The organism is Streptomyces sp. NPDC053493 (assembly GCF_044544825.1).
Lineage (GTDB): Bacteria > Actinomycetota > Actinomycetes > Streptomycetales > Streptomycetaceae > Streptomyces.
In genome coordinates this window covers 72,062-92,076 of sequence record NZ_JBITXS010000003.1, presented here as the reverse complement: position 1 = coordinate 92,076, position 20,015 = coordinate 72,062, and the positions used below count along the sequence as shown (strand labels likewise).

General features: G+C 75.0%; 16 protein-coding genes. 11 read left to right on the top strand and 5 right to left on the bottom strand.

Annotated features, from left to right (window positions below; all coding sequences use genetic code 11):
* Positions 1 to 3: 3 nt before the first annotated feature.
* A complete protein-coding gene (locus tag ACIGO8_RS10540; protein WP_399727064.1) occupies positions 4 to 639 on the bottom strand; it encodes a TetR/AcrR family transcriptional regulator in 636 nt (211 codons plus the stop codon).
* Between the two features lie 108 nt (positions 640 to 747).
* Here ACIGO8_RS10540 and ACIGO8_RS10535 point away from each other — a divergent pair, with 108 nt between their 5' ends.
* Together ACIGO8_RS10535 and ACIGO8_RS10530 are read left to right on the top strand one after the other, a co-directional pair.
* Positions 748 to 2,313: a purine-cytosine permease family protein gene (locus ACIGO8_RS10535; RefSeq protein WP_399727062.1), complete on the top strand. Its 1,566-nt coding sequence runs from the start codon at positions 748 to 750 to the stop codon at positions 2,311 to 2,313.
* A 49-nt stretch (positions 2,314 to 2,362) separates the two neighbouring features.
* Positions 2,363 to 3,508 carry a C45 family autoproteolytic acyltransferase/hydolase gene (locus tag ACIGO8_RS10530; protein WP_399727059.1) on the top strand — a complete coding sequence of 382 codons (1,146 nt, stop codon included), beginning with the start codon at positions 2,363 to 2,365 and terminating at the stop codon, positions 3,506 to 3,508.
* On the opposite strand, the gene ACIGO8_RS10525 is transcribed toward ACIGO8_RS10530, so the two are convergent.
* Positions 3,492 to 6,074, bottom strand: a complete 2,583-nt coding sequence (locus tag ACIGO8_RS10525; RefSeq protein ID WP_399727057.1) for a bifunctional serine/threonine protein kinase/MFS transporter — start codon at positions 6,072 to 6,074, stop codon at positions 3,492 to 3,494. The two genes, ACIGO8_RS10530 and ACIGO8_RS10525, sit on opposite strands and share 17 nt — an antisense overlap.
* A gap of 135 nt (positions 6,075 to 6,209) precedes the next feature.
* Between ACIGO8_RS10525 and ACIGO8_RS10520 the strand changes: the two genes are divergently transcribed.
* From ACIGO8_RS10520 to ACIGO8_RS10490, 7 genes are all read left to right on the top strand, one after another.
* Positions 6,210 to 7,172, top strand: coding sequence for a serine/threonine dehydratase (locus ACIGO8_RS10520; protein WP_399727054.1), 963 nt, complete (start codon positions 6,210 to 6,212; stop codon positions 7,170 to 7,172).
* Positions 7,173 to 7,433: 261 nt separating this feature from the next.
* Positions 7,434 to 8,216: a GntR family transcriptional regulator gene (locus tag ACIGO8_RS10515; RefSeq protein WP_399727052.1), complete on the top strand. Its 783-nt coding sequence runs from the start codon at positions 7,434 to 7,436 to the stop codon at positions 8,214 to 8,216.
* A 36-nt stretch (positions 8,217 to 8,252) separates the two neighbouring features.
* Complete coding sequence (locus tag ACIGO8_RS10510; RefSeq protein WP_399727049.1) at positions 8,253 to 8,480, top strand: indolepyruvate ferredoxin oxidoreductase subunit alpha; 228 nt, start codon at positions 8,253 to 8,255, stop codon at positions 8,478 to 8,480.
* A 14-nt stretch (positions 8,481 to 8,494) separates the two neighbouring features.
* Positions 8,495 to 9,946 carry an ABC transporter substrate-binding protein gene (locus ACIGO8_RS10505; RefSeq protein ID WP_399727045.1) on the top strand — a complete coding sequence of 484 codons (1,452 nt, stop codon included), beginning with the start codon at positions 8,495 to 8,497 and terminating at the stop codon, positions 9,944 to 9,946.
* Positions 9,943 to 10,920, top strand: coding sequence for an ABC transporter permease (locus ACIGO8_RS10500; RefSeq protein ID WP_399727042.1), 978 nt, complete (start codon positions 9,943 to 9,945; stop codon positions 10,918 to 10,920). Before ACIGO8_RS10505 ends, ACIGO8_RS10500 begins: the two co-directional genes overlap by 4 nt.
* On the top strand, positions 10,917 to 11,648 hold the full coding sequence (locus ACIGO8_RS10495) for an ABC transporter ATP-binding protein (RefSeq protein ID WP_399727040.1): 732 nt from the start codon (positions 10,917 to 10,919) through the stop codon (positions 11,646 to 11,648). The genes ACIGO8_RS10500 and ACIGO8_RS10495 overlap by 4 nt, the downstream gene beginning before the upstream one ends.
* Before the next feature lie 94 nt (positions 11,649 to 11,742).
* The gene (locus ACIGO8_RS10490; protein WP_399728492.1) at positions 11,743 to 14,547 is read left to right on the top strand and encodes a fumarate reductase/succinate dehydrogenase flavoprotein subunit; all 2,805 of its coding nucleotides are present in this window, start codon (positions 11,743 to 11,745) and stop codon (positions 14,545 to 14,547) included.
* Here ACIGO8_RS10490 and ACIGO8_RS10485 read toward each other — a convergent pair.
* The gene (locus ACIGO8_RS10485) at positions 14,534 to 15,388 is read right to left on the bottom strand and encodes a DMT family transporter (RefSeq protein ID WP_399727038.1); all 855 of its coding nucleotides are present in this window, start codon (positions 15,386 to 15,388) and stop codon (positions 14,534 to 14,536) included. The genes ACIGO8_RS10490 and ACIGO8_RS10485 overlap by 14 nt on opposite strands.
* A gap of 162 nt (positions 15,389 to 15,550) precedes the next feature.
* On the opposite strand from ACIGO8_RS10485, the gene ACIGO8_RS10480 reads away from it, so the two are divergent.
* Positions 15,551 to 16,690 (top strand): AI-2E family transporter, encoded by a 1,140-nt coding sequence (locus tag ACIGO8_RS10480; RefSeq protein WP_399727035.1) that lies wholly within the window; start codon positions 15,551 to 15,553, stop codon positions 16,688 to 16,690.
* A 21-nt stretch (positions 16,691 to 16,711) separates the two neighbouring features.
* Here the strand turns inward: ACIGO8_RS10480 and ACIGO8_RS10475 are convergent, their stop codons facing one another.
* A complete protein-coding gene (locus ACIGO8_RS10475; RefSeq protein WP_399727033.1) occupies positions 16,712 to 17,596 on the bottom strand; it encodes an EamA family transporter in 885 nt (294 codons plus the stop codon).
* A 71-nt stretch (positions 17,597 to 17,667) separates the two neighbouring features.
* Between ACIGO8_RS10475 and ACIGO8_RS10470 the strand changes: the two genes are divergently transcribed.
* Positions 17,668 to 18,522, top strand: coding sequence for a LysR family transcriptional regulator (locus tag ACIGO8_RS10470; RefSeq protein ID WP_399727031.1), 855 nt, complete (start codon positions 17,668 to 17,670; stop codon positions 18,520 to 18,522).
* A 104-nt stretch (positions 18,523 to 18,626) separates the two neighbouring features.
* On the opposite strand, the gene ACIGO8_RS10465 is transcribed toward ACIGO8_RS10470, so the two are convergent.
* On the bottom strand, positions 18,627 to 19,913 hold the full coding sequence (locus ACIGO8_RS10465) for a phytase (protein WP_399727028.1): 1,287 nt from the start codon (positions 19,911 to 19,913) through the stop codon (positions 18,627 to 18,629).
* Positions 19,914 to 20,015: the final 102 nt, after the last annotated feature.

Below are 20,015 nucleotides of genomic sequence, written 5' to 3'. Positions count from 1 at the left end.
CGGCTAGAAGGCGCTCAAGGCGCCGCTCTCCAGGCCGAGTTCACGTTCGGCGACGCGCACGACGAGGGTGTCGAGGACCGGGTGACACAGGGGCTCGTCCGGGTCCGCGTTGGAGTACGAGTCGAGGCCGTCGATCGTCACGAGGATGACCACGCACGCGCCGAGCGGGTCGTCGGTGTCGAAGTCGCCGGTGCGCACGCCCTCCTCGACGAGCGCCGTGAGAGCCTCGCGCATCACGGCCTCCTGTGCGGCGACGACGCGCCGCAGGTTCGGCCGGTAGCGGGCGAGGTGGCGGGCGTTCAGCCAGAGCCGGCCGAGGTTGGCGAAGTCCGGGTCGCCGATGCGTGCCAGGAAGCGGGCCATGCGGCGGACCGGCGGCAGTGCCTGGTCGGCGGCGGGCAGCAGGGCGTCGCGTTCCCGGGTGACGGCCCGGGCGAAGGCCTCGCAGAGCAGGCCGTCGACGGTGGCGAAGTAGTGGCTGATGAGCCCGGGGCGCACGCCCAGTTCGGCGGCCACGAGCTGCATGGTCACCCGTTCCAGGCCCCGGGCGAGGGCGAGGCGGGCGGCGGTGTCCAGGATCTCCGCGCGCCGCTCGGCGGGATCCTTGCGCACGCGGGTGCCGCGGGGGGTTGACGTCACACCGAACAGCCTATTGGATGACGCACCAACAAGCTATTGGTTGCCGCACCAATAACGCTCGGCGAGCCGGCGCGGTGCCGCGCACCTCCTCGGACAAGGACCCCTGCCATGGCCCCACCCCATCCCTCCCCCGACAGGGCGGACGCCCGCGCGGGCCGCGCCGCTGCCACCGGTGCCGGCGTCGACCGCGCCGGCCGGGTCGAGACCCGCAGCATCGACTGCGTGCCCGACGACGAGCGGCACGGCTCGCCCCGCGAGCTCTTCGCGCTCTGGGCGGCGCCGAACGTCAGCTATCTGAGCTTCGTGGTCGGCGCCACCCTCGTCCTGATCGGCCTGCCCCTCACCGAGTCCCTCGCCGTGATCGTCGCCGGCAACCTGTTCTGGCTGCTCACCGGCTTCGTCGCGGTCACCGGCCCGGCCTCCGGCACCACCGGCTCGGTGGTCTCCCGGGCGATCTACGGCGTCGTCGGCAACAAGGTCGTCGTCGCCCTCACCGGCTGGCTGATCTCCGCGCTCTACCTCGCGCTCAACTGGTCCGCCGCCTCCGTCGCCGGCATCGGCCTCGCCGGCCGGCTCGGCCTGCCCGGCTCCCCCGTGCTCGACGCCGTCGTGATCTGTCTGATCGCCGGCGCCACCGTCCTCGTCGCGATCTACGGCCACGCCACCATCGTGCGCCTCTACTCCGCACTCACCCTGCTGCTCACCGTCGTGTTCGTCGTCGTCGCGGCGATCGTGACCGTGCGCGCCGACTGGTCGTACGCGCCCGCCGAGCCGCTCACCGGCCTCGGCCACGCGGCCGCGCTCGCGACCGGCCTCACCGTCGTCGCCTCCGCGCCGCTGTCGTACGCGAACAGCCCCGACCTCGCCCGCTACCTGCCCCGCCACACCAGCGGCAGGTCCGTCACGCTGTGGACCGCGGCCGGCGGCTTCCTGCCCAGCGTGGTCTTCACCGCGGTCGGCGCGCTCGCCGCCACGACCCTCGACATGAGCGACCCGCAGGGCGCCCTGGAGAGCGTCATGCCCGGCTGGTTCGCGCCGCTCTTCGTCGTCGGCGTCGTCCTGAACACCGTGGCCAACAACGGCATGACCGCCTACAGCGCCGGCCTCTCCCTCCAGTCGATCGGCGTCCGGCTGCCCCGGGTCGCCGCCGTCCTGGTCGTCGGGCTCATCGGCACGGCCATGACGCTGTTCGCGATCCTGGTCTTCGACTTCCTCACGGCCGTCAACGCCATGATGGAGCTGGTCGTGATCGTCACCGGCCCGTGCATGGCCGTGTACGCGACCGACGTCGTCCTGCGCCGCAACCGCTACGACGGCGCGGCGCTGCACGACCAGGGCCGGACCGGACCGTTCTGGTACCGCGGCGGCGTCAACCCGGCCGGTGTGCTCGCCACCGTCCTCGGCGCCGCGGCGGCCTGCCTGTGCGCGAGCTCCACCTTCTGGGCGGGCCCGGTCTCCGCGCGCCTCGACGGCCTGAACCTCGCCGTACCGGTCGGCGTGGCCGGCTCCGCGGTCCTGTACGCGGCCCTGTCCCGGGCGTTCGGCACCCTCCCCGCCCGACCCGCGCCCGACGCCGCGACGACGACCGCCGCCACGACGGCCGGGGTGTCGGCGGCCGAAGGGACGGCGGCCGAGGTGCCGGCGGCCGGACCGGCCCCGACCGCCCTCGACTGACCGCCCCCGCCCCGCCCCTTCCCCGTACGCACTCCAGGAGCGAGCCCCCGTGACTCCCGCACCCTTTCCCCGCCCCGCCCACCGGCCGCACGTGACCGTCGCCGGCTCCGATCCGCGCCGCCGCGGCCGGGAGCGGGGCCGGCAGCTCCTCCCGGCGCTGCACGGCGCCCTGGAGACGTACGACCGGCTCTTCGCCCTGGGCGGGATCGGGCCGGACACCGTACGGGACGACGCCCGGCGGGCCCTGGACGCCGTCGACGCCTTCCGCCCGGCGCTGCGCGAGCAGATCGAGGGCATCGCCGACGGGGCGGGCGTCGAGGTGTGGCGGATCGCCGCGCTGAACGCCCGCACCGAGATCCTCGCCCGCTCCGCCGCCGTACCGCCGGGAGAATGCTCGACGATCGTGCGCCGGGTGCCCACGGCGGACGCGCGGGCCGGGTCCGCGGCCGCCCACCGGTCCGGGAGCGCGGGAAGCACCCACCTCGGGGCCCAGACCTGGGACTGGCACGTCGAACTCGCCCCGTACTGGCACACCGTGGAGTCCGCCGGCGCCGCCCACCGCTACGTCGGCCTCACCGAGCACGGCATCCTCGCCAAGATCGGTGTCAACAGCGCCGGTCTCGCCCTGCACTTCAACATCCTGGGCCACCGCGGCGACCGCGTCGGCGGCGTCCCCGTGCACGTGCTCGCGGCGCACGTCCTGGAAGAGGCGGACGACGTCGCCCACGCGGAGGAGATCGTGCGCTCCGCGCCCCTTTCCTCCTCGGGATCCTTCCTGCTCCTCGACGCCGGCAGCGCGGTCCTGCTCGACCTCAGTCCGGTGGGCGTCTTCCGCGCCCCGCCGGTGGCCGACGGCACCCACCTGCGCACCAACCACTTCCTCACCGCCGTTCCGGCCGCCGGCGAGAAGACCTGGCTCTACCAGCCCGACTCGGCGGAGCGCTTCGCCTTCCTGCGCGAGCGGCTGACCACCGGCGGCGCGGCCGTGGACGACGCCGACGCCCTGCTGCGGCAGCTCGTCACCGGGCCGGGCGAGCCGCCCGTGACCTGCCTGCCCGACATGGCCGCGGCCACCGGGCGGCGTTGGGCGAGTCTGGCGACCGTGGTCCTCGACCCGGCCGCCCGCACCGCCCGTGTGCTCGACGGCACGCCCGCCGAGCACCTCACCCGCCCGTGGGTCACCCTGCGGGCGTGACCCGCCGTGTGCGGACGGCGAGGACGGCGACGAGGGCCGCGAGCAGCGCGCCGCCCGTCGCCCACCACAGGCCCGAGAGGTGGGCGGCGAGGACCACGCCACGGACGCCGCCCGCCCCGCCCCTGCCACCGCCTCCGTACAGACGGGCGCCGAGGATGCCGCCGACGACGGCCGCGCCGATCCCCGCGCCCAGCTGGACGGCGAGCGCGACGACTCCGGCCGTTCCGCCGGTGAGCCGCGGTTCCACACCTTCCGTGGCGGCGGAGTAGAGCGGCATGAAGGCCAGCCCGGCGCCCAGGCCGATGAGGAGCAGCGCGGGCAGCAGGTCGGCGGCGTAGCCGGCGTGGGCGTCGAGGCGGGTCAGGAGGGCGAAGGCGCCGGCCAGGAGCGTCGCGCCCGTCGCGATCAGGATCCTGGGCTCGACGCGTCCGGCGAGCGGGGCGGCGACCGCCGTGGCACCGATGACGGTGGTGACCACCGCGGGCAGCAGCATCAGGCCGGCGGTCATCGGCGGGTATCCGAAGACGGCCGGGAGGGAGTAGGTGAGTGTCGCGTGCGCCGTGAACGTCCCGGCGCCCAGCAGGGCGAGCGCGACGGCGGATCCGGCGCGCCGCGGGTCCTTGAGGACGTGTGGCGCGAGCAGCGCGCCGGACCTCTTGCCCTGCCGCCACAGGAAGACCGGGAGCAGCAGCACGCCGGCGACGCACGGCACCACGGTCAGCGGGTCGGTCCCGCCTTCCGTGCTGCTGATCCGGGTGAGGCCGTAGAGGAGCGAGGCGACCGCGGCGCAGCCGAGCAGCACGCCGGCCGGGTCGAAGCGGGTGCCGGCGCCTCCGGCGGGCTCGCGCACCCGCGCCAGTGTCAGGATCAGGGCGAGGACGGCGAACGGGATGCCCGCGTAGAGGGCCAGGCGCCAGGTCAGCATCTCCACGAGCGTGCCGCCTACGAGGGCCCCGAGCCCGCCGGCGGCTCCGGTGACCGCCGCGTACACGCCGAAGGCCCTGCGGCGTTGCGGAGCGTCGGGGAAGCCGCTCGCCACCAGGGCGAGGGCGGCCGGGGTGAGCAGTGCTCCCGCGGCGCCCAGGAGGGCGCGGGCCACGACCAGCAGTCCGCCGCCCGGCGCCGTGCCGACGAGGACGGAGGCCAGCAGGAAGAGGAGCAGGCCGGCGACCAGGGTCCGCCTGCGGCCGATCAGGTCGGTGAGGTGGCCGCCGAGCGGCATCAGGCCGCCGAGGGCGACGGCGTACACCTGGAACACCAGGTTCAGCGTGTCGAGGCCCAGGCCGAGGTCGATGTGGACGGCCGTCGCCGCCCTGCCGAAGACGGCCGCGTCGATCGGCACGAGGAGCGACACCAGCGCGGCGACCGTCAGGCCCCACCAGCGCCGGGCGGGCGGGTGGGCGGCGTCGTGGAGGTGGGCGGGCGTGGTCGGCGTCCAGGCGGCGGGGACGGGCGGCTGTCCCGGGGGCACGGGCGGGCCGAAGCCGGCGGGCGTGTGGGCGGGCCGGGGCGGCGCGTCCCCGGCCTTGGTCCCGGCGGCGGCTTCGGGCCCGGCGGCGTGCCCGTGGCGGGCGAGGGCGTCACGCGGGTCGGGCTGCGCGGGTACGGCCACAGGCGCGGCCTCCTGCGAAGGAGGCGAGGCGGGCGAGGCGGGCGACGGCACCGGCGGAGGCGCGAAGTCCAGCAACTGGGCCGCGTGGCGGCCGAGCTGGGCGAGGACCGAGCCGGGCAGCCATTCACCGGGCAGGTCGGTCGCCGTGCGCTCGGCCACCTCCCGGGGCGTGGGCCGGCGGGCCGGGTCCTTCTCCAGACAGCCGCGGACGAGGTCGAGCAGGGACTCGGGTACGCCGGTGAGGTCCGCCTCCTCCTCGGCGATACGGAAGAGGTGGGCGTTCAGACCGGTGTCCGTGGCACCGAAGAGCATCCGCCCGGTCGCCGCGTAGACGAGCACGGCACCCAGGCAGAACACGTCCGAGGCCGGGGTGAGTTCGAGGCCGCGGACCTGCTCGGGCGACATGAAACCGGGCGAACCGATCAGCATGCCGGTGCGGGTGTGGAGGCTGTCACCGGTCAGGCTGTCCATCGCCCGCGCGATGCCGAAGTCGATGACACGCGGGCCGTCGACGGTGACCAGCACGTTGGACGGCTTGAGGTCACGATGGATCAGACCCGCCTCGTGTACGGCCCGCAAGGCAAGGGCCAGGCGGTTGGCCAGGGCGTGGACGGAGTGCTCGGGCAGCGGACCGAAGTCCTCGGCGACGACCGTGTGGAGGTCGGGCCCCGGGATGTACCGGGTCGCCACCCACGGCACCTCGGCCTCCGGGTCGGCGTCGAGCACCGCCGCCGTCCAGTCGCCGCCGACCCGGCGGGCGGCCGCCACCTCGCGCGCGAAGCGCCTGCGGAACTCCGCGTTGCCGGCGTACTCGGCCTGCACGACCTTCACGGCCACGGTGCGTCCGCCCTCGGAACGCCCCAGATAGACCAGGCCCATTCCGCCGGCGCCCAGCCGGGCGATCAGTCGGTACGGCCCGATGCGGGCGGGGTCCTGCGCGGTCAGCTGATCCACGCGAAGCAAGATAGTCCAACCGCCCTCCGCACCCGCCTTCTTGACCGAATCGTTCCCGGCATCTCCCGGAGGGTCCGAGGCGCCGCGGACGCGGCGGGCTGGTCGCGTCCGGAGGGCCGGTGCGATGATCGGCGCATGCAGACGCTCCTGAGCTACAGCGACGTGAAGACCGCGGCCGAGCGGGTCGCCGGCCACGTCCGGCCGGTCGCGATCGCACCCGGAGGACCCGACGGCGAGGGCGGAGGCGGCCCCGAGGTGTTCTTCGCCCTGGAGTTCCTCCAGCACACCGGCTCCTTCAAGGCGCGCGGCGCGCGGAACTTCCTGCGGGCGCACCACGAGGCCGGCACCCTGCCGGCCGCCGGCGTGACCATCGCCTCCGGCGGCAACGCCGGGCTCGCCTGCGCGTGGGCGGCACGGGAGCAGGGCGTCCGGGCCACCGTCTTCCTGCCCGTCTCGGCGCCGAAGGTGAAGGTCGACCGGCTCCGCGGCTACGGCGCCGACGTCCGGCTCGTCGGTGCCGAGTACGCCGAGGCGCTGGCCGCCTGCGAGGCGTTCGCGGCCGAGAGCGGGGCGCTCGCCTCGCACGCGTACGACCATCCGCTGATCGCGGCCGGCGCCGGCACCCTCATGGAGGAGATCCGTCAGCGTGTCCCCGGCCTGGACACGGTCGTGGTCTCGGTCGGCGGCGGTGGCCTGTTCGCCGGAGTGGCGACGGCGGCGCGGCACCACGGCGTCCGCACGGTGGCGGTGGAGCCGGAGAACTGCCGGGCGCTCCACGCCGCGCTCGAGGCCGGCCGTCCGGTCGACGTGCCCGTCGACTCGGTCGCCGCGGACTCCCTCGGCGCCCGCCGTGCCTCCGCCGCGGCCCTGGACGCCGCCCGCCAGGGCGACGTGCGGTCGGTGCTCGTCCCGGACGCCGAGATCGTCCGGGCCCGCCGGGCGCTCTGGCACGACCACCGGCTCGCGGTGGAACACGCCGCCGCCACCGCCCTGGCGGCGCTGACCTCGCCGTCCGGCGGCTATCGTCCGGCCCCGGGCGAACGCGTCTGCGTGGTCCTCTGCGGCGCCAACACCGACCCGTCGGACCTGGCGTTCTGAGGACCAGGATCCTGCCGGGCCTCCGCCGCCCCGCGGGACGGCATCGCAGCGCGATCCACTGCTCCCCCACGGTCCGCCAGCATGCCCCGCGCCCGGCATGCCACATGCTGGGCCGCCCGGTGTCCGCCTGATGGGCGCACCGGTGGCGGATCTTCGCCATCGGCCGGAAAAGCCGCAGGTCACAGCGGTACGGAGGAACCGTCAGGTGGCGCAATACTGCGGCAACACCATGGCGGGCGGGCCGCCGGTACGTTCCCGGACATGCCAGCCGAAGCCACTTCCGCCTCCCTCCCGGCCGCCGCCGCTGCCGTCGCCGCCGCGCGACGCCGGCGGCTGCGCGCGGACCGGGCGCGGCAGCTCGCCGACCTGCTGCGGCACCAGATCCTGACGGGCGCGTTCCCGGCGGGCGTGCTGCCGCTGGAGGACGTGATCGCCGCCGACTACCGGGCGAGCCGGAACACCGTGCGTCAGGCGATGGACCTGCTGCGCGGCGAGCGGCTCGTCGAGCGGCAGCCGGGGGTCGGGACGGTCGTGGTGGCCGAGAAGTTCCCGCACGGCCTCGACCGGCTGCAAGGGCTGGCGGAGACGTTGCGCGAGCACGGCCGCGTCACCAACGAGGTGCGCACGGTCGGGCCGGTCACCGCGCCGGGCCCGGTGGCGCACCGGCTCGGGCTGCCCGAGCACGCGGACGTGCTGTGCATCGAGCGGCTGCGCCGGCTGAACGGCCTGCCGCTGTCGCTGGACCTGTCCTATCTGCCGCTGGACATCGGCGGTCCGCTCCTCGACTGCGACCTGGAGAACACGGACGTCTTCCGGCTCCTGGAGTCGCTGACCGGCGGGCCGCTGGGCCACGCCGAGATCACGCTGGAGGCGGTGAACGCCGATGCCCACTCCGCCGCGGTGCTCCAGGCGCCGCGCGGGGCCGCAGTGCTGATGCTGGAGCGGCTGACCTGTCTGCCCGACGGGCGGCCGGTGGACCTGGAGTTCATCCGTTTCCGCGGCGACCGCATCACGATGAGCGGCCTGCTGCGCCGCTCGCTCTGACCTCCCTCGCTGTTCCGTTCCTTCCTGGAGACCGCCATGCCTCTGGTGCCCCAGCGGGCCGACGTGCCCGTGACCATCGACGAGTCGAAGTGCATCGACGGCTGCACGCTCTGCGTCGACATGTGTCCGCTGGACTCGCTCGCGATCCGCGAGAGCGACGGCAAGGCGTACATGCACGTCGACGAGTGCTGGTACTGCGGCCCGTGCGCGGCCCGCTGTCCCACCGGCGCGGTGACCGTCAACATGCCCTACCTGCTCCGGTGAAAGGCCGAACTCCGATGCGCTCCAGAAGAACCGCCCCGCTCCTCACGCTCTCCCTCGCCCTGCTGCTGCCGCTGGCCACCGCCTGCGGCGGTTCGGCCGACGCCGACGGCCCGTCCGGCGGCGAAGGGCGGACGGTCACGGTGACCGTCGGCTACCAGTCGAAGACCATCAACACCGTCACCGCCGGCACCCTGCTGCGCTCCCTCGGCTACTTCGAGGAGGAGCTCGCCGCCCGCGGCCGCAAGGACGGCGTCACGTACAAGGTCGTGTGGCAGGACTACGCGACGGGCGCGCCGATCACCGCGCAGATGACGGCCGGCAAGATCGACATCGGTTCGATGGGCGACTTCCCGCTGCTGCTCAACGCGGCGCGCGGCAAGCAGCTCGGGCAGCCGACCCGGCTCGTCTCGGTGACCGGCTACAACCTGCGCGGTGGGCTCAACACCATTGTGACCGCGCCCGGTTCGTCCGTGCGCTCGCTCGCCGACCTGCGGGGCCGGAAGGTGTCGACGAGCGTCGGCTCGGCCGCCGACGGCACGCTGGTGCGGGCCCTGCAACGGGCGGGTCTCGACCCGGAGAAGGACATCCGCAAGCTCAACCAGCAGCCCAGCGTGGGTGCTTCGGCGCTCGGCGCGGGAAGCGCCGACGCGCTGTCGCAGTTCGTCGCCTGGCCCGGTCTGCTGGCGTACCAGGGCCGCGCCACGGCGGTGTACGACGGCGCGGAGCTGAACCTGCCGACCTTCCACGGCGTGACCGTACGGAAGAAGTTCGCCGACCAGCGGCCCGGCGTCCTCGACGCCTTCCTCGCCGCCCAGAAGCGCGCCACCGACTACCTGCGCGGCCGGCCGGTCGACGCCGCCGAGTCGGTCGCGAAGCAGACCGGGCTGCCCGCCGAGGTGGTCTACCTCTACAACGGCGCCCATGGCATCGCCACCTTCGACCCGGCGCTGCGCCCCGAGCTGATCGCCGCCCTGAAGGAGGACGTGCCCGTCCTGAAGGCGGCCCGGCTGGTCGGCGACGTCGACGTGGACGCCTTCGTCGACCCGGCGCCGCTGGCCCGCGCCGCCGAGACCGGGACCGGTGGCGGAGCCGGGACCGGTGGCGGAGGGGCGGGGGCCGCGGGGGCGGGCGCGTACCCGAAGGCCTCGGCCGGCGTGCCCGAGCTGTGGACCAAGGGCAGCCGCACCATCCGTTCCTTCGCGAGTCCCGAGGAGCTGCTGAAGGCCGTGAAGTCCGCCCGGGCGACGGGCGTGCGGGCGGCGTACGTGCCCGACGCGGTGACCGGCACGCCGTGGTTCGCCGACAAGGCGGTCTGGGTCGCCGACGGATCCGCTCTGCGGGCCTTCGTCACTCCGGCCGGTGCCGCGGCCTATGTCGCCGCCCACGCCGGCGCCCGCGTCGTCGACTACGCGACCGCCCAGGACCTCGCCTCGCGCGCCCCGGCCTCCCGGGTGCCGGCGTCATGAACGTCCGCCGCCGCCTGGTCCGGGCGCTCTCGCTCCTGGTCGCCCTCGGCCTCTGGCAGACGCTGACCTCCCTGGACGTCAATCTCTGGCTGCGCTTCGAGCAGTTCCCGACGGTCGGCGACGTGGCCGGCGCGTTCGCCGACCGGGTCGGCACCGGCCCGTACTGGGAGGACCTCGGCCACAGCCTGCGCCGGATCACCGTCGGCTTCCTGCTCGCCGCCGTCCTCGGCATCGCGCTCGGCACGGCCGTCGCCCGCTCCCGCTGGGCCGCCGACCTGCTGGGCCCGCTCCTGGAGGTGACCCGCCCGATCCCGGCGATCGCGCTGGTCCCGGTCGCGATCCTGCTGCTGCCGACCAACGAGCAGGGCATCGTCTTCATCACCGCGACCGCCGCCTTCTTCCCGGTCCTGGTGTCCACCCGGCACGCGGTGCGGGCGGTCGCCCCGGTGTGGGAGGAGGCCGTGCTCACCATGGGCGGCGGCCGGGCGAGGGTGCTGTTCTCGGTCGTCCTGCCCGGTGCACTGCCGGGTGTCTTCGGCGGTCTGTCGGTGGGCATCGGCGTCGCGTGGATCTGTGTGATCTCGGCGGAGATGATCTCCGGCGAGTACGGGGTGGGCTACCGGACCTGGCAGGACTACACGGTCGTCGACTATCCGGGTGTCTTCGTCGGCATGGCCACCATCGGTGTCCTGGGCTGGCTCACCTCCACCGCCGTCGAGCTCCTCGGCCGCCGCGTCACCTCCTGGCTGCCGCGGCCGGCCGCCCGGCCCGCCTCCCGCGCGCCCCGGCCGGTGCCGCGGCCCGCCGCGGCCCGTACGGCCCCGGTCACGGCCCCGGTCACGGCTCCGTCGCCGGTCGTCGGCGCGGGCGCGCCCGCAGCGGCACCCGCGCCCGTACCCCCACCCGTACCGGAGTCGGCGTCCCAGGCCGCACCTCGGTCCGCACCCACGACCGCGAAGGAGACCGTCCGATGAGCGCCGCCGCGGGTGCCGCACTCGCCCTGCACGAGGTACGGATCGGCCATCCCGGCGGCGCGCCGGTGCTCGACTCCGTCGACCTGCAGATCGCGCCGGGCGAGCTGCTCGCCGTCCTCGGCCCGTCCGGCTGCGGCAAGTCGACCCTGCTGCGCACGCTCGCCGGACTGCTGCCGCCGCTCGGCGGCGACGTCACCCAGGACGGCACGCCGGTCGACCGGCCGGCCGCCGACCGGGCGCTGGTGTTCCAGGAGGACGCCCTGCTGCCCTGGCGGACGGTCCGGGCCAACGTCGAACTGCCGCTGGCGATCCGCGGGACGCCGCGGGCCGAGCGGCGGCGCACCGCCGCCGACTGGCTGGACCGGGTCGGGTTGGCCGCACACGCGCACAAGCTGCCGCACCAGCTGTCCGGCGGTCAGCGCCAACGGGTGCAGCTGGCCCGCGCGTTGGCCGGCCGGCCCCGCGCGGTCCTGATGGACGAGCCGTTCGGCGCGCTCGACGCGCACACCCGGGCCGGCATGCAGGACCTCCTGGTGGAGATCCTGCACGGCACCGGGGCGACCGTCGTCTTCGTCACCCACGACGTGGACGAGGCGCTCCACCTCGGCGACCGGGTGGTGCTGCTGCCGTCCGGCCGGGTGCTCGACGTGCCGCACCCGCGGCGCCGGGACGCCCGGCAGGCGCCCGCCACCGTCGAGCTGCGCCGCGCCGTCCTCGCCTCCCTCTGATCCTCCCGCCCGGGTTTCCCGCGAAAGGCCTCCCGTGAACACCGCCTCGGACACCGCCCCGCGCACCGACGCCGACGCCGCCGCCCACACCGTTCTGACCGTCCCGGACCTCGCCGACGCGACCGAGCTGTCCTGCGACGTCCTCGTCATCGGCGGCGGCACCGCCGGCACGATGGCCGCGCTGACCGCCGCCGGCCGCGGCGCGAACGTGCTGCTCCTGGAGAAGGCGCACGTGCGGCACTCCGGCGCGCTCGCCATGGGCATGGACGGCGTCAACAACGCGATCATCCCGGGCCGCGCCGAACCCGACGACTACGTCGCCGAGATCACCCGCGCCAACGACGGGATCGTCGACCAGTCGACCGTCCGCCAGACCGCGACCCGCGGCTTCGACATGGTCAGGCGCCTGGAGTCGTACGGCGTGAAGTTCGAGAAGGACGAACACGGCGAGTACGCGGTCCGCCAGGTGCACCGCTCCGGCTCGTACGTGCTGCCGATGCCGGAGGGCAAGGACGTCAAGAAGGTCCTCTACCGGCAGCTGCGGCGGCGCGAGATGCGGGAGCGGATCCGTATCGAGAACCGGGTGATGCCGGTCCGGGTGCTCACCCACCCGGAGGACGGGCGGGCGATCGGCGCGGCCGGGTTCCACACCCGTACGGGCGCGTTCGTGGTCGTAAGGGCGGGGGCGGTGATCCTCGCGACCGGGGCCTGCGGCCGGCTGGGCCTGCCGGCGTCCGGCTATCTGTACGGCACGTACGAGAACCCGACCAACGCGGGCGACGGCTACGCCATGGCCTATCACGCGGGCGCCGCGCTCACCGGCATCGAGTGCTTCCAGATCAACCCGCTGATCAAGGACTACAACGGCCCGGCGTGCGCCTACGTCGCCAACCCCTTCGGCGGCTACCAGGTCAACCGGCACGGCGAGCGGTTCGTGGAGTCGGACTACTGGTCGGGGCAGATGATGGCCGAGTTCGCGGCCGAGGTCGCCTCGGACCGCGGCCCGGTCTACCTCAAGCTCAGCCATCTGCCCGAGGAGACGATCGGCGCCGTCGAGTCGATCCTGCACACCACGGAACGGCCCACCCGCGGCACCTTCCACGAAGGACGCGGCCACGACTACCGCACCCACGACATCGAGATGCACATCTCGGAGATCGGCCTGTGCGGCGGACACTCCGCCTCGGGCGTACGGGTCGACGCGCACGCCCGGACCACGGTGCCGCGGCTGTACGCGGCCGGAGACCTGGCGTGCGTCCCGCACAACTACATGATCGGCGCCTTCGTCTTCGGCGACCTCGCGGGCGAGGACGCGGCCCGCTACCGGGCGTACGAGGGCGAGCTGCCCGCCGCGCAGCTGGCCGCGGCCCACGAGCTGGTCTACCGGCCGCTGCGGCATCCGGACGGCCCGCCGCAGCCGCAGGTGGAGTACAAGCTGCGGCGCTTCGTGAACGACTACGTGGCACCGCCGAAGACGGGCGCGCGCCTGTCCCTGGCGGTCGAGTCCTTCGCGCGGATGGCGGACGAGATCGCCGGCATGGGCGCGCGCACGGCCCACGAGCTGATGCGCTGCGCGGAGGTGTCCTTCATCCGCGACTGCGCGGAGATGGCCGCCCGCGCCTCGCTGGCCCGTACCGAGTCCCGCTGGGGCCTCTACCACGAGCGCCTCGACCACCCGGGGCGCGACGACTCCGGCTGGCTGCACCACCTGGACCTGCGCAAGTCGCCGACCGGGGCGATGGAGTTCACGGCGCGGCCGGTCGAGCCGTACGTCGTCCCGGTGCCGGAGTTCACTCCGGTGGCCGGTCCGGAGCGGCCGCTGGGCGAGGTCGCGCTGGTGCCGACGGCCACGGCGGGGCCGCGGGACGCGGTGCCGGCGGCGCGGGCGGGAGCCGCGCGGGAGCGGTCCGCGGACGGCGCCGGGGGCGCGGGTGCGGGTGCGGGTGCGGGTGCCGGGTCGAGCCCGACGCTGCTGCGGGTGCTCGCGCTCGCCGAGGAGTCGCCCGAACTGGACGCGCTCCGGCCCTATCTGACGGACGCCGACCCGGCCGTACGGGCGGCCGCCGTCGCCGCGCTCGCCGAGACGGTGCCGGCCGGGGCCGGACCGGCGCTCGCGGAGCGGCTGCGGGACGACACCGGGCGGGTGCGGCGGGCCGCCGCGGCGGCGCTGCGCGAGCTGGTGGAGGTGCTGCCGGCCGAGACGGCGCTCGGGGCCGGGCTGCGGGAGGCGCTGGCCGTGCCCGATCCGCAGGTGCGGGCGGCGGCCCTGGAGGTGCTGCGGGTGCTGCGGCTCGGCGACGCGGCCCTCTACGCCGCCGCGCTCGCGGACGCGGACGTCGACGTCCGGATCCACGCGGTGCGGGCCCTGGTGTCGGTGGACGCGGTGCCGGAGCTGACCGTGGCGGCCGCCGACCCGGCCCGGGAGGTACGGGTCGCGGTCGCCCGCGGCCTGGCCGCCGTACACGCGCCGGAGCCGGAACCGCTGGTGGCGCTGCTCGACGACGCCGACCCGCTGGTGCGGGGCGCCGCGTTCGCGGCGCTGGCGGCGACCGGCTGCCCGTCGCCGTACGACGGTGCGGCGGCCCGTGCGCTCGGCGACGCCGCCTGGCAGGTACGGGCCGGGGCCGCGGCCGCACTCGCCGCCGCGCCCGCCGGGCCGGCCGTCCCGGCCCTCGCCAAGGCCCTCGCCGACCCGAACGCGGACGTCCGCAAGGCCGCGGTCCTCTCCCTGCTCACCCACCGTGCCCGTCCCGAGGCCCGCGCCGCCCTGGCCACCGCCCTGAGCGACCCGGACGCGGACGTCCGCGCCCACGCGGCCCGCGGCACGCGGGAGACGGAGGCGGAGGAGTCCGCCGCGGACGCCTCCGGGGCGCGCGCGGCCCGGGTCAGGACGAGCTGACGCCGCTGCGGGCCAGCGCGAAGACGCCGGTGACGATGAGCGCGATGCCGGCCAGCTGGGGCAGCAGCCACCAGCCGGACCGTACGTGCTCCTCGTACAGCAGGACGCCCAGGGCCAGGCTGACGGTCGCGTCGCCGAGGGTCAGGGCGGGCTGGGAGGCGACGAGCGGGCCGCCCTGCATGGCGTGTTCGAGGAGCAGCAGGGCCGCGACGCCCGCCGCGGCGAAGGCGTACGTCTGCCAGGTCGTCAGGAACGCGACGAGGCCGCCCTCGTCGAGGATGTGCATCGACGTCTTCATGAGGGCCGCGGTGAGCGCGTAGCAGACGGCGGTCGCGGCGCCGAGGCAGGCCGCCCTGGCCCGTCCGGGCGGTCTTCTCAGGCCGACGGCGGCGAGCACCACCACCGCGCCGGCGCAGGCGACCAGGACGGGCACCCAGCGGTCGATCTCCACGTGGGTCCGGTTGCCGGCGGGCGAGGCCGCGACGAGTGCCGCCCCGAGTCCGGCCACGACGGCCGCGACCGCGGCCCACAGCCTCACGGGCAGCCGTTCGCGCGCGAGCAGCGAGGCGATCAGCAGCGCGAGGGGCAGTTCGAGCACGAACAGCGGCTGGACGAGCGCCAGCGGCCCGGTCGCCAGGGCCGCCGCCTGTCCGACGCCCGCGACGATCACGGCGAGGATGCCCGCGAGCCACAGCGGGCGGCGCAGCAGGTCGAGCACGAGTCCGGGCCGGAAGGAGTCCGACTGCGGGACGGTGAGCGCGGCGCGCCGCTGCAGCACCGTGGCGAGCGCGTTGCTGAACGCGGCGCACAGCGAGAAGAGGACCGGCAGGACGACGCCCATGACCCGATCCTCACCGCGGCGGCGGCGCGGCGCACGGGCGGACACGGGCGGGGCGGCTCCTGGGCCGTACGGAGGACCCGGTCGGGTCAATGGCGGGCGTGGCCGGGCGAATGTGGGGCCGCGGGCGTGGCCGGGCGGTGCCGCGGTGGTACGTCGATGGCCATGCAGCAGCCAGGCTCGCGACCCGCGGTCGCTCCCTTCCTCCGTTCGGCCGCCGCCTACGCGTGGCGGCTGCTGGTCGTGGGCGGCGCCGTCTACGCCCTGTTCGCCGTGCTGGGGCGCTTCCACGAGATCGGTGTCGCCGTCTTCCTGGGGCTGGTGATCACCGCGCTGCTGCGGCCGGTCGCGAACCTGGTCGCGCGCGTGCTGCCGCGCGGGCCGGCGGTCGCCGTCACGCTGATCGGCGGCATCGTGCTGGTCCTGGGCGTGCTGGCGCTGGTCGGCGAGGCGGTGGCGGGGCAGCGGACGACGCTGGTGCGGGAGTTCCGGGACGGCGTCGACCGGATCGAGCGCTGGCTGGAGCGGCCGCCGTTCCGGCTGGATCCGCACGCGCTGTCGGACCTGCAGGAGCGGATCGGGCAGTTCCTCTCCAGTCACCGGTCGACGCTGATCAGCGACGCCGTGAGCGGGGCGCACCACGTCGTGGCGGTGCTGACCACGCTGGCGCTCGCCCTGTTCTCGTCGGTGTTCTTCATCCACTCGGGTGACCGGCAGTGGGCCTGGTTCCGGGAGCAGCTGCCGGCGTCCGTGCGCGGCCGGGTGACGATCGGTGGGCAGGCCGCCTGGCGCACCTTCACGGGATACACGCACGGGATCGTGCTCGTGGCGGCGACGAACGCGATCCTGGTGGGCATCGCGCTGTGGGCGCTGGGTGTGCCGCTCGCGGTGCCGCTGGCGCTGCTGGAGTTCCTGGCCGCGTTCGTGCCGCTGATCGGCTCGCCGGTGGCGCTGGCCGTCGCCGCGGTGGTGGCGCTGGCGGCGAAGGGTCCGCTGGTGGCGGGCATCGTGATCGCCCTGATCGTGGTGATCGGCCAGATCGAGGGGCATCTGCTGCATCCGCTGGTGATGAGCTGGGCGGTGCGGCTGCATCCGCTGGTGGTGGCGATCACGGTGGTGGCGGGTTCGATCGCGGCGGGCATCGTCGGTGCGGTGGTGGCGGTGCCGCTGGTGTCGGTGGCGTGGTCGGTGTTCACGGCGCTGCGGGCGGCGCGCCGGGGGCCGGTGGAAGGGCCGGCGGGCGGCCCGTCGGCCGGTCCGTCGGCCGGTCCGTCCGGGCCGGCCCGGAAGCCGCCTGAGGCGTGAGCCGGTCGGCCGCCCGCCTCCTCAACGGCGTGCGGTGAGGAGGCTGAGCGCGTTGGCGGTGACGACGGCTCCGATCGCGGCCGCGTCGGCCCGGCCGAGGCGCTGGCCGAGGCCGATCCAGCCGACGACGGCCGCGAGCACCGGGTTGACGCTCATGAAGAGGCCGAAGGCCGCGGGAGGCACGTGGCGCAGGGTGAAGAGGTCCACGAGGTACGGGACGGCCGAGGCCAGGACACCGGCGGTGACGGCGTAGGCCAGGGAGGCGAGGGTCGGCGGGTGGTGCAGCACGACGAGGAGTCCGACCGGCAGGAAGGTCAGGGCGGACAGGCCGGCCGCGGCGGCGCTGCCCTGCGCGCCGGGTATGCGGCTGCCGACGGTGCGGTTGAGCAGGATGTAGGACGCCCAGCACACCGCGCCGAGGAGTCCGAAGCCCATGCCGAGGTAGTCGGTGGTGGGCTGGGGCCGCATCAGGGTGACGACTCCGGCGGCGGCGAGCACGGCGCAGCAGGCGTCGACGCGGCGGCGGGTGGCGGCGAGCGCGAGGGCGAGCGGGCCGAGGAACTCCAGGGTGACGGCGAGGCCGAGGCCGACGCGGTCGATGGCGGTGTAGAGGGAGAGGTTCATCGTGCCGAACACGACGGCGAGCAGGATCACCGGGCGCCACTGATGGCGGGTGAACTCGCGCAGCCGGGGCCGGCCGACGGCGAACAGGACGGCCGCGGCGACGTACTGCCGCACGGCGACGACCCCGACCGGGCCGAGGACGGGAAAGGCGAGGGAGCCGGTCGCGGCTCCGATCTGGTTGGACAGGCCGCTGCCGAACATGGCGGCCACTCCGGCGAGTGACGTGCGGTGGGCGGTCGGGGCGGAGGGGTCCGCGGTGGTGGCGGCAGGGGCTGCGGGCATGGGCCTGATGCTCCTCGCCGGGACATGTTTGCGCAAAATGCATGGCCGGAAGTCATCTATACGCTGTGCGTATGGATGTCGAACTGCGTCAGCTCCGCTGTCTCGTCGCGATCGTGGACGAGGGCACCTTCACCGACGCCGCACTGGCGCTCGGCGTCTCCCAGGCCGCCGTCTCCCGGACCTTGGCCGCCCTGGAACGGGCCCTTGGCGTACGGCTGTTGCGGCGCACCTCCCGTTCGGTGACTCCGACGGCGGCCGGGACACGGGTGGTGGCGCACGCCCGGCGGGTGCTGGCCGAGGCGGACGAACTGGTCCGGGAGGCGACGGCGGGCGAGCGCGTGCTGCGCATCGGCTACGCCTGGTCGGCGCTCGGCCGGCACACGCCGGCGTTCCAGCGCCGCTGGGCGGCCGCCCATCCCGGCACGGAGCTCCAGATGGTGCGGGTGAACTCGCCGAGCGCCGGTCTCGCCGAAGGGTCCTGCGATCTGGCCGTGCTGCGCAGACCGCTGGACGACCGGCGGTTCGACTCGGCGATCGTGGGCCTGGAGCGGCGGTTGTGCGCGATGGCCGCCGACGAGCCCTTGGCCCGGCGCCGTTCGGTGCGGCTCGCCGACCTCAGCGGCCACACGCTGCTGATCGACCGGCGCACCGGCACCACGACACCGGAGCTGTGGCCGCCCGACTCCCGGCCGGCCACCGAGGAGACGTACGACGTGGACGACTGGCTCACCGCGATCTCCACCGGCCGTCGCATCGGGATGAGCGCGGAGGCCACGGCCAGCCAGTACCGCAGACCGGGCGTGGTCTACCGCCCGGTCCGCGACGCCGAGCCGGTCGCCGTCCGCCTCGCCTGGTGGCGCGACGACCCGCATCCGTCCGCCCAGGCCGTGATCGAGCTGCTGACGGACCTCTACCGGTCGGCGTGACGACGGGAGGGCGCGGCCGGCGGAAGTGGCGGAGGCTACGGAAGGTCTCTTCGAGGCGGGACGGGCGCACGGTGCGGTCACCGGGCGCCCGCGGCGTGCGCTGATCAGTCGATGGTGTCGACGACCTCGCCGAGGTCGACGAACTTGAAGCCGGTGGCCTCGCGGTCGCCGTCGCCGGGGGTCTCCTGGCCGTCCTGGACGACGAGGAGGCCGCGGGGGTAGCGCCTGCCGAGCGGGGCGTTGAGCGCGGCGGCGCCGTCGCAGACCTCGGAGCCGTCGAGGGTGGGAGAGGCCGCGGCGATGCGGAAGGAGTTCTCGTACTCGTTGTCCTCGTCGCGCTCGCGGTCGTAGGCGACGAAGGTGTCGTCGCCCTGGCTGGAGGCGAGCAGATAGCCGTCTCCGTCCGGCTCGTCGACCAGGGTCAGGCCCTCGACGTCGGCCGTCAGGTGCGTGCCGCCGAAGCCGGGGTCGGCTCCGGGCGTGCACTCCTCGGTCTGCTCGTCGTACGTGCCGGGGACGCCGTACTCGCGGACCTTGTCGATCAGGGTCGGCGTGCCGCTCAGTCCGGCGTCGATGCGCCAGATGCCGACGTCCTCCTGACCGGCGTACAGGGTGCCGTCCGCGGGGTCGACGACCATGCCCTCGACCTGCGGCAGTTCGCCCGGCTCGGCGCAGGGCGTCCAGGAGGTGCCGTCGGGCAGGCGGAAGGAGGAGGGCAGGTCCAGGGTGCGGACCTGGCGGTAGCCGACGGTGCCGGCCGCGGTGGGGAGCAGTTCCATCAGGGCGATCCGGGTGCGGTTGCGCCGGCTGACCAGGGCGTAGGAGCGGCCGGTGGCGCGGTCGGTCCAGGTGGCCAGGCCGTACGCGGTCTGCTGCTCGTTGATCTCGGCCTGGTCGGCGGAGAACACGGGTCGCGCTCCCGGGTCGGTGACGTCGGTGAGCGGGCCGCCGGGCTTGTCGCGGTCGATGCGGTAGATCCGCAGCCGGTCGTTGCCGCGGTCGCTGACCACCGCGACGTCCGCACGCCCGCCGCCCAGGCGCAGCCCCCGCACCAGGTCGACGTTGTTGAAGCGGCCGGGCTTGTCGTCGGCGCTCGGGCCGGCCGGGGCGGGGATCGACTGCACCTGGCGCGCGTCCAGGTCGTAGGCCCGCAGGCCGCCCTGCTTGGCGGTGGCGATGACCAGGCTGCGGCCCGGGTCGGCGGGGTTGCGCCAGATCGCCGGGTCGTCCGCGTTGGCGTTGCCGCCGGCCTCGTCGTCGAACAGCGGCGCGGTCTCGGCCTTCGGCCGGACGGTGCCGATCCCGGAGGCCTGCGCCGGGAGGGCGAGCGAGGTCGCCAGTGTCGTGCAGAGAGCGAGCGTGGAAGCGCGAACGGCCAGACGTAGCGTCATGTTTCTTCCTTGTATGAGGGGTTTTGCCCTGCTGGGAAGACCTTCACGATCACGCCCGTCATGCGCACGACAGAATGATGGACGGCGGTTGAACACCCCGCG

Bases quoted from the DNA above. Each gene is read 5' to 3' on its own strand.
- ACIGO8_RS10535 (WP_399727062.1), top strand. From the start codon at position 748: ATGGCCCCACCCCATCCCTCCCCCGACAGGGCGGACGCCCGCGCGGGC.
- ACIGO8_RS10520 (WP_399727054.1), top strand. From the start codon at position 6,210: ATGCAGACGCTCCTGAGCTACAGCGACGTGAAGACCGCGGCCGAGCGG.
- ACIGO8_RS10515 (WP_399727052.1), top strand. From the start codon at position 7,434: ATGCCAGCCGAAGCCACTTCCGCCTCCCTCCCGGCCGCCGCCGCTGCC.
- ACIGO8_RS10510 (WP_399727049.1), top strand. From the start codon at position 8,253: ATGCCTCTGGTGCCCCAGCGGGCCGACGTGCCCGTGACCATCGACGAG.
- ACIGO8_RS10505 (WP_399727045.1), top strand. From the start codon at position 8,495: ATGCGCTCCAGAAGAACCGCCCCGCTCCTCACGCTCTCCCTCGCCCTG.
- ACIGO8_RS10500 (WP_399727042.1), top strand. From the start codon at position 9,943: ATGAACGTCCGCCGCCGCCTGGTCCGGGCGCTCTCGCTCCTGGTCGCC.
- ACIGO8_RS10495 (WP_399727040.1), top strand. From the start codon at position 10,917: ATGAGCGCCGCCGCGGGTGCCGCACTCGCCCTGCACGAGGTACGGATC.
- ACIGO8_RS10485 (WP_399727038.1), bottom strand. From the start codon at position 15,388: ATGGGCGTCGTCCTGCCGGTCCTCTTCTCGCTGTGCGCCGCGTTCAGC.
- ACIGO8_RS10480 (WP_399727035.1), top strand. From the start codon at position 15,551: ATGCAGCAGCCAGGCTCGCGACCCGCGGTCGCTCCCTTCCTCCGTTCG.
- ACIGO8_RS10475 (WP_399727033.1), bottom strand. From the start codon at position 17,596: ATGCCCGCAGCCCCTGCCGCCACCACCGCGGACCCCTCCGCCCCGACC.
- ACIGO8_RS10470 (WP_399727031.1), top strand. From the start codon at position 17,668: ATGGATGTCGAACTGCGTCAGCTCCGCTGTCTCGTCGCGATCGTGGAC.
- ACIGO8_RS10465 (WP_399727028.1), bottom strand. From the start codon at position 19,913: ATGACGCTACGTCTGGCCGTTCGCGCTTCCACGCTCGCTCTCTGCACG.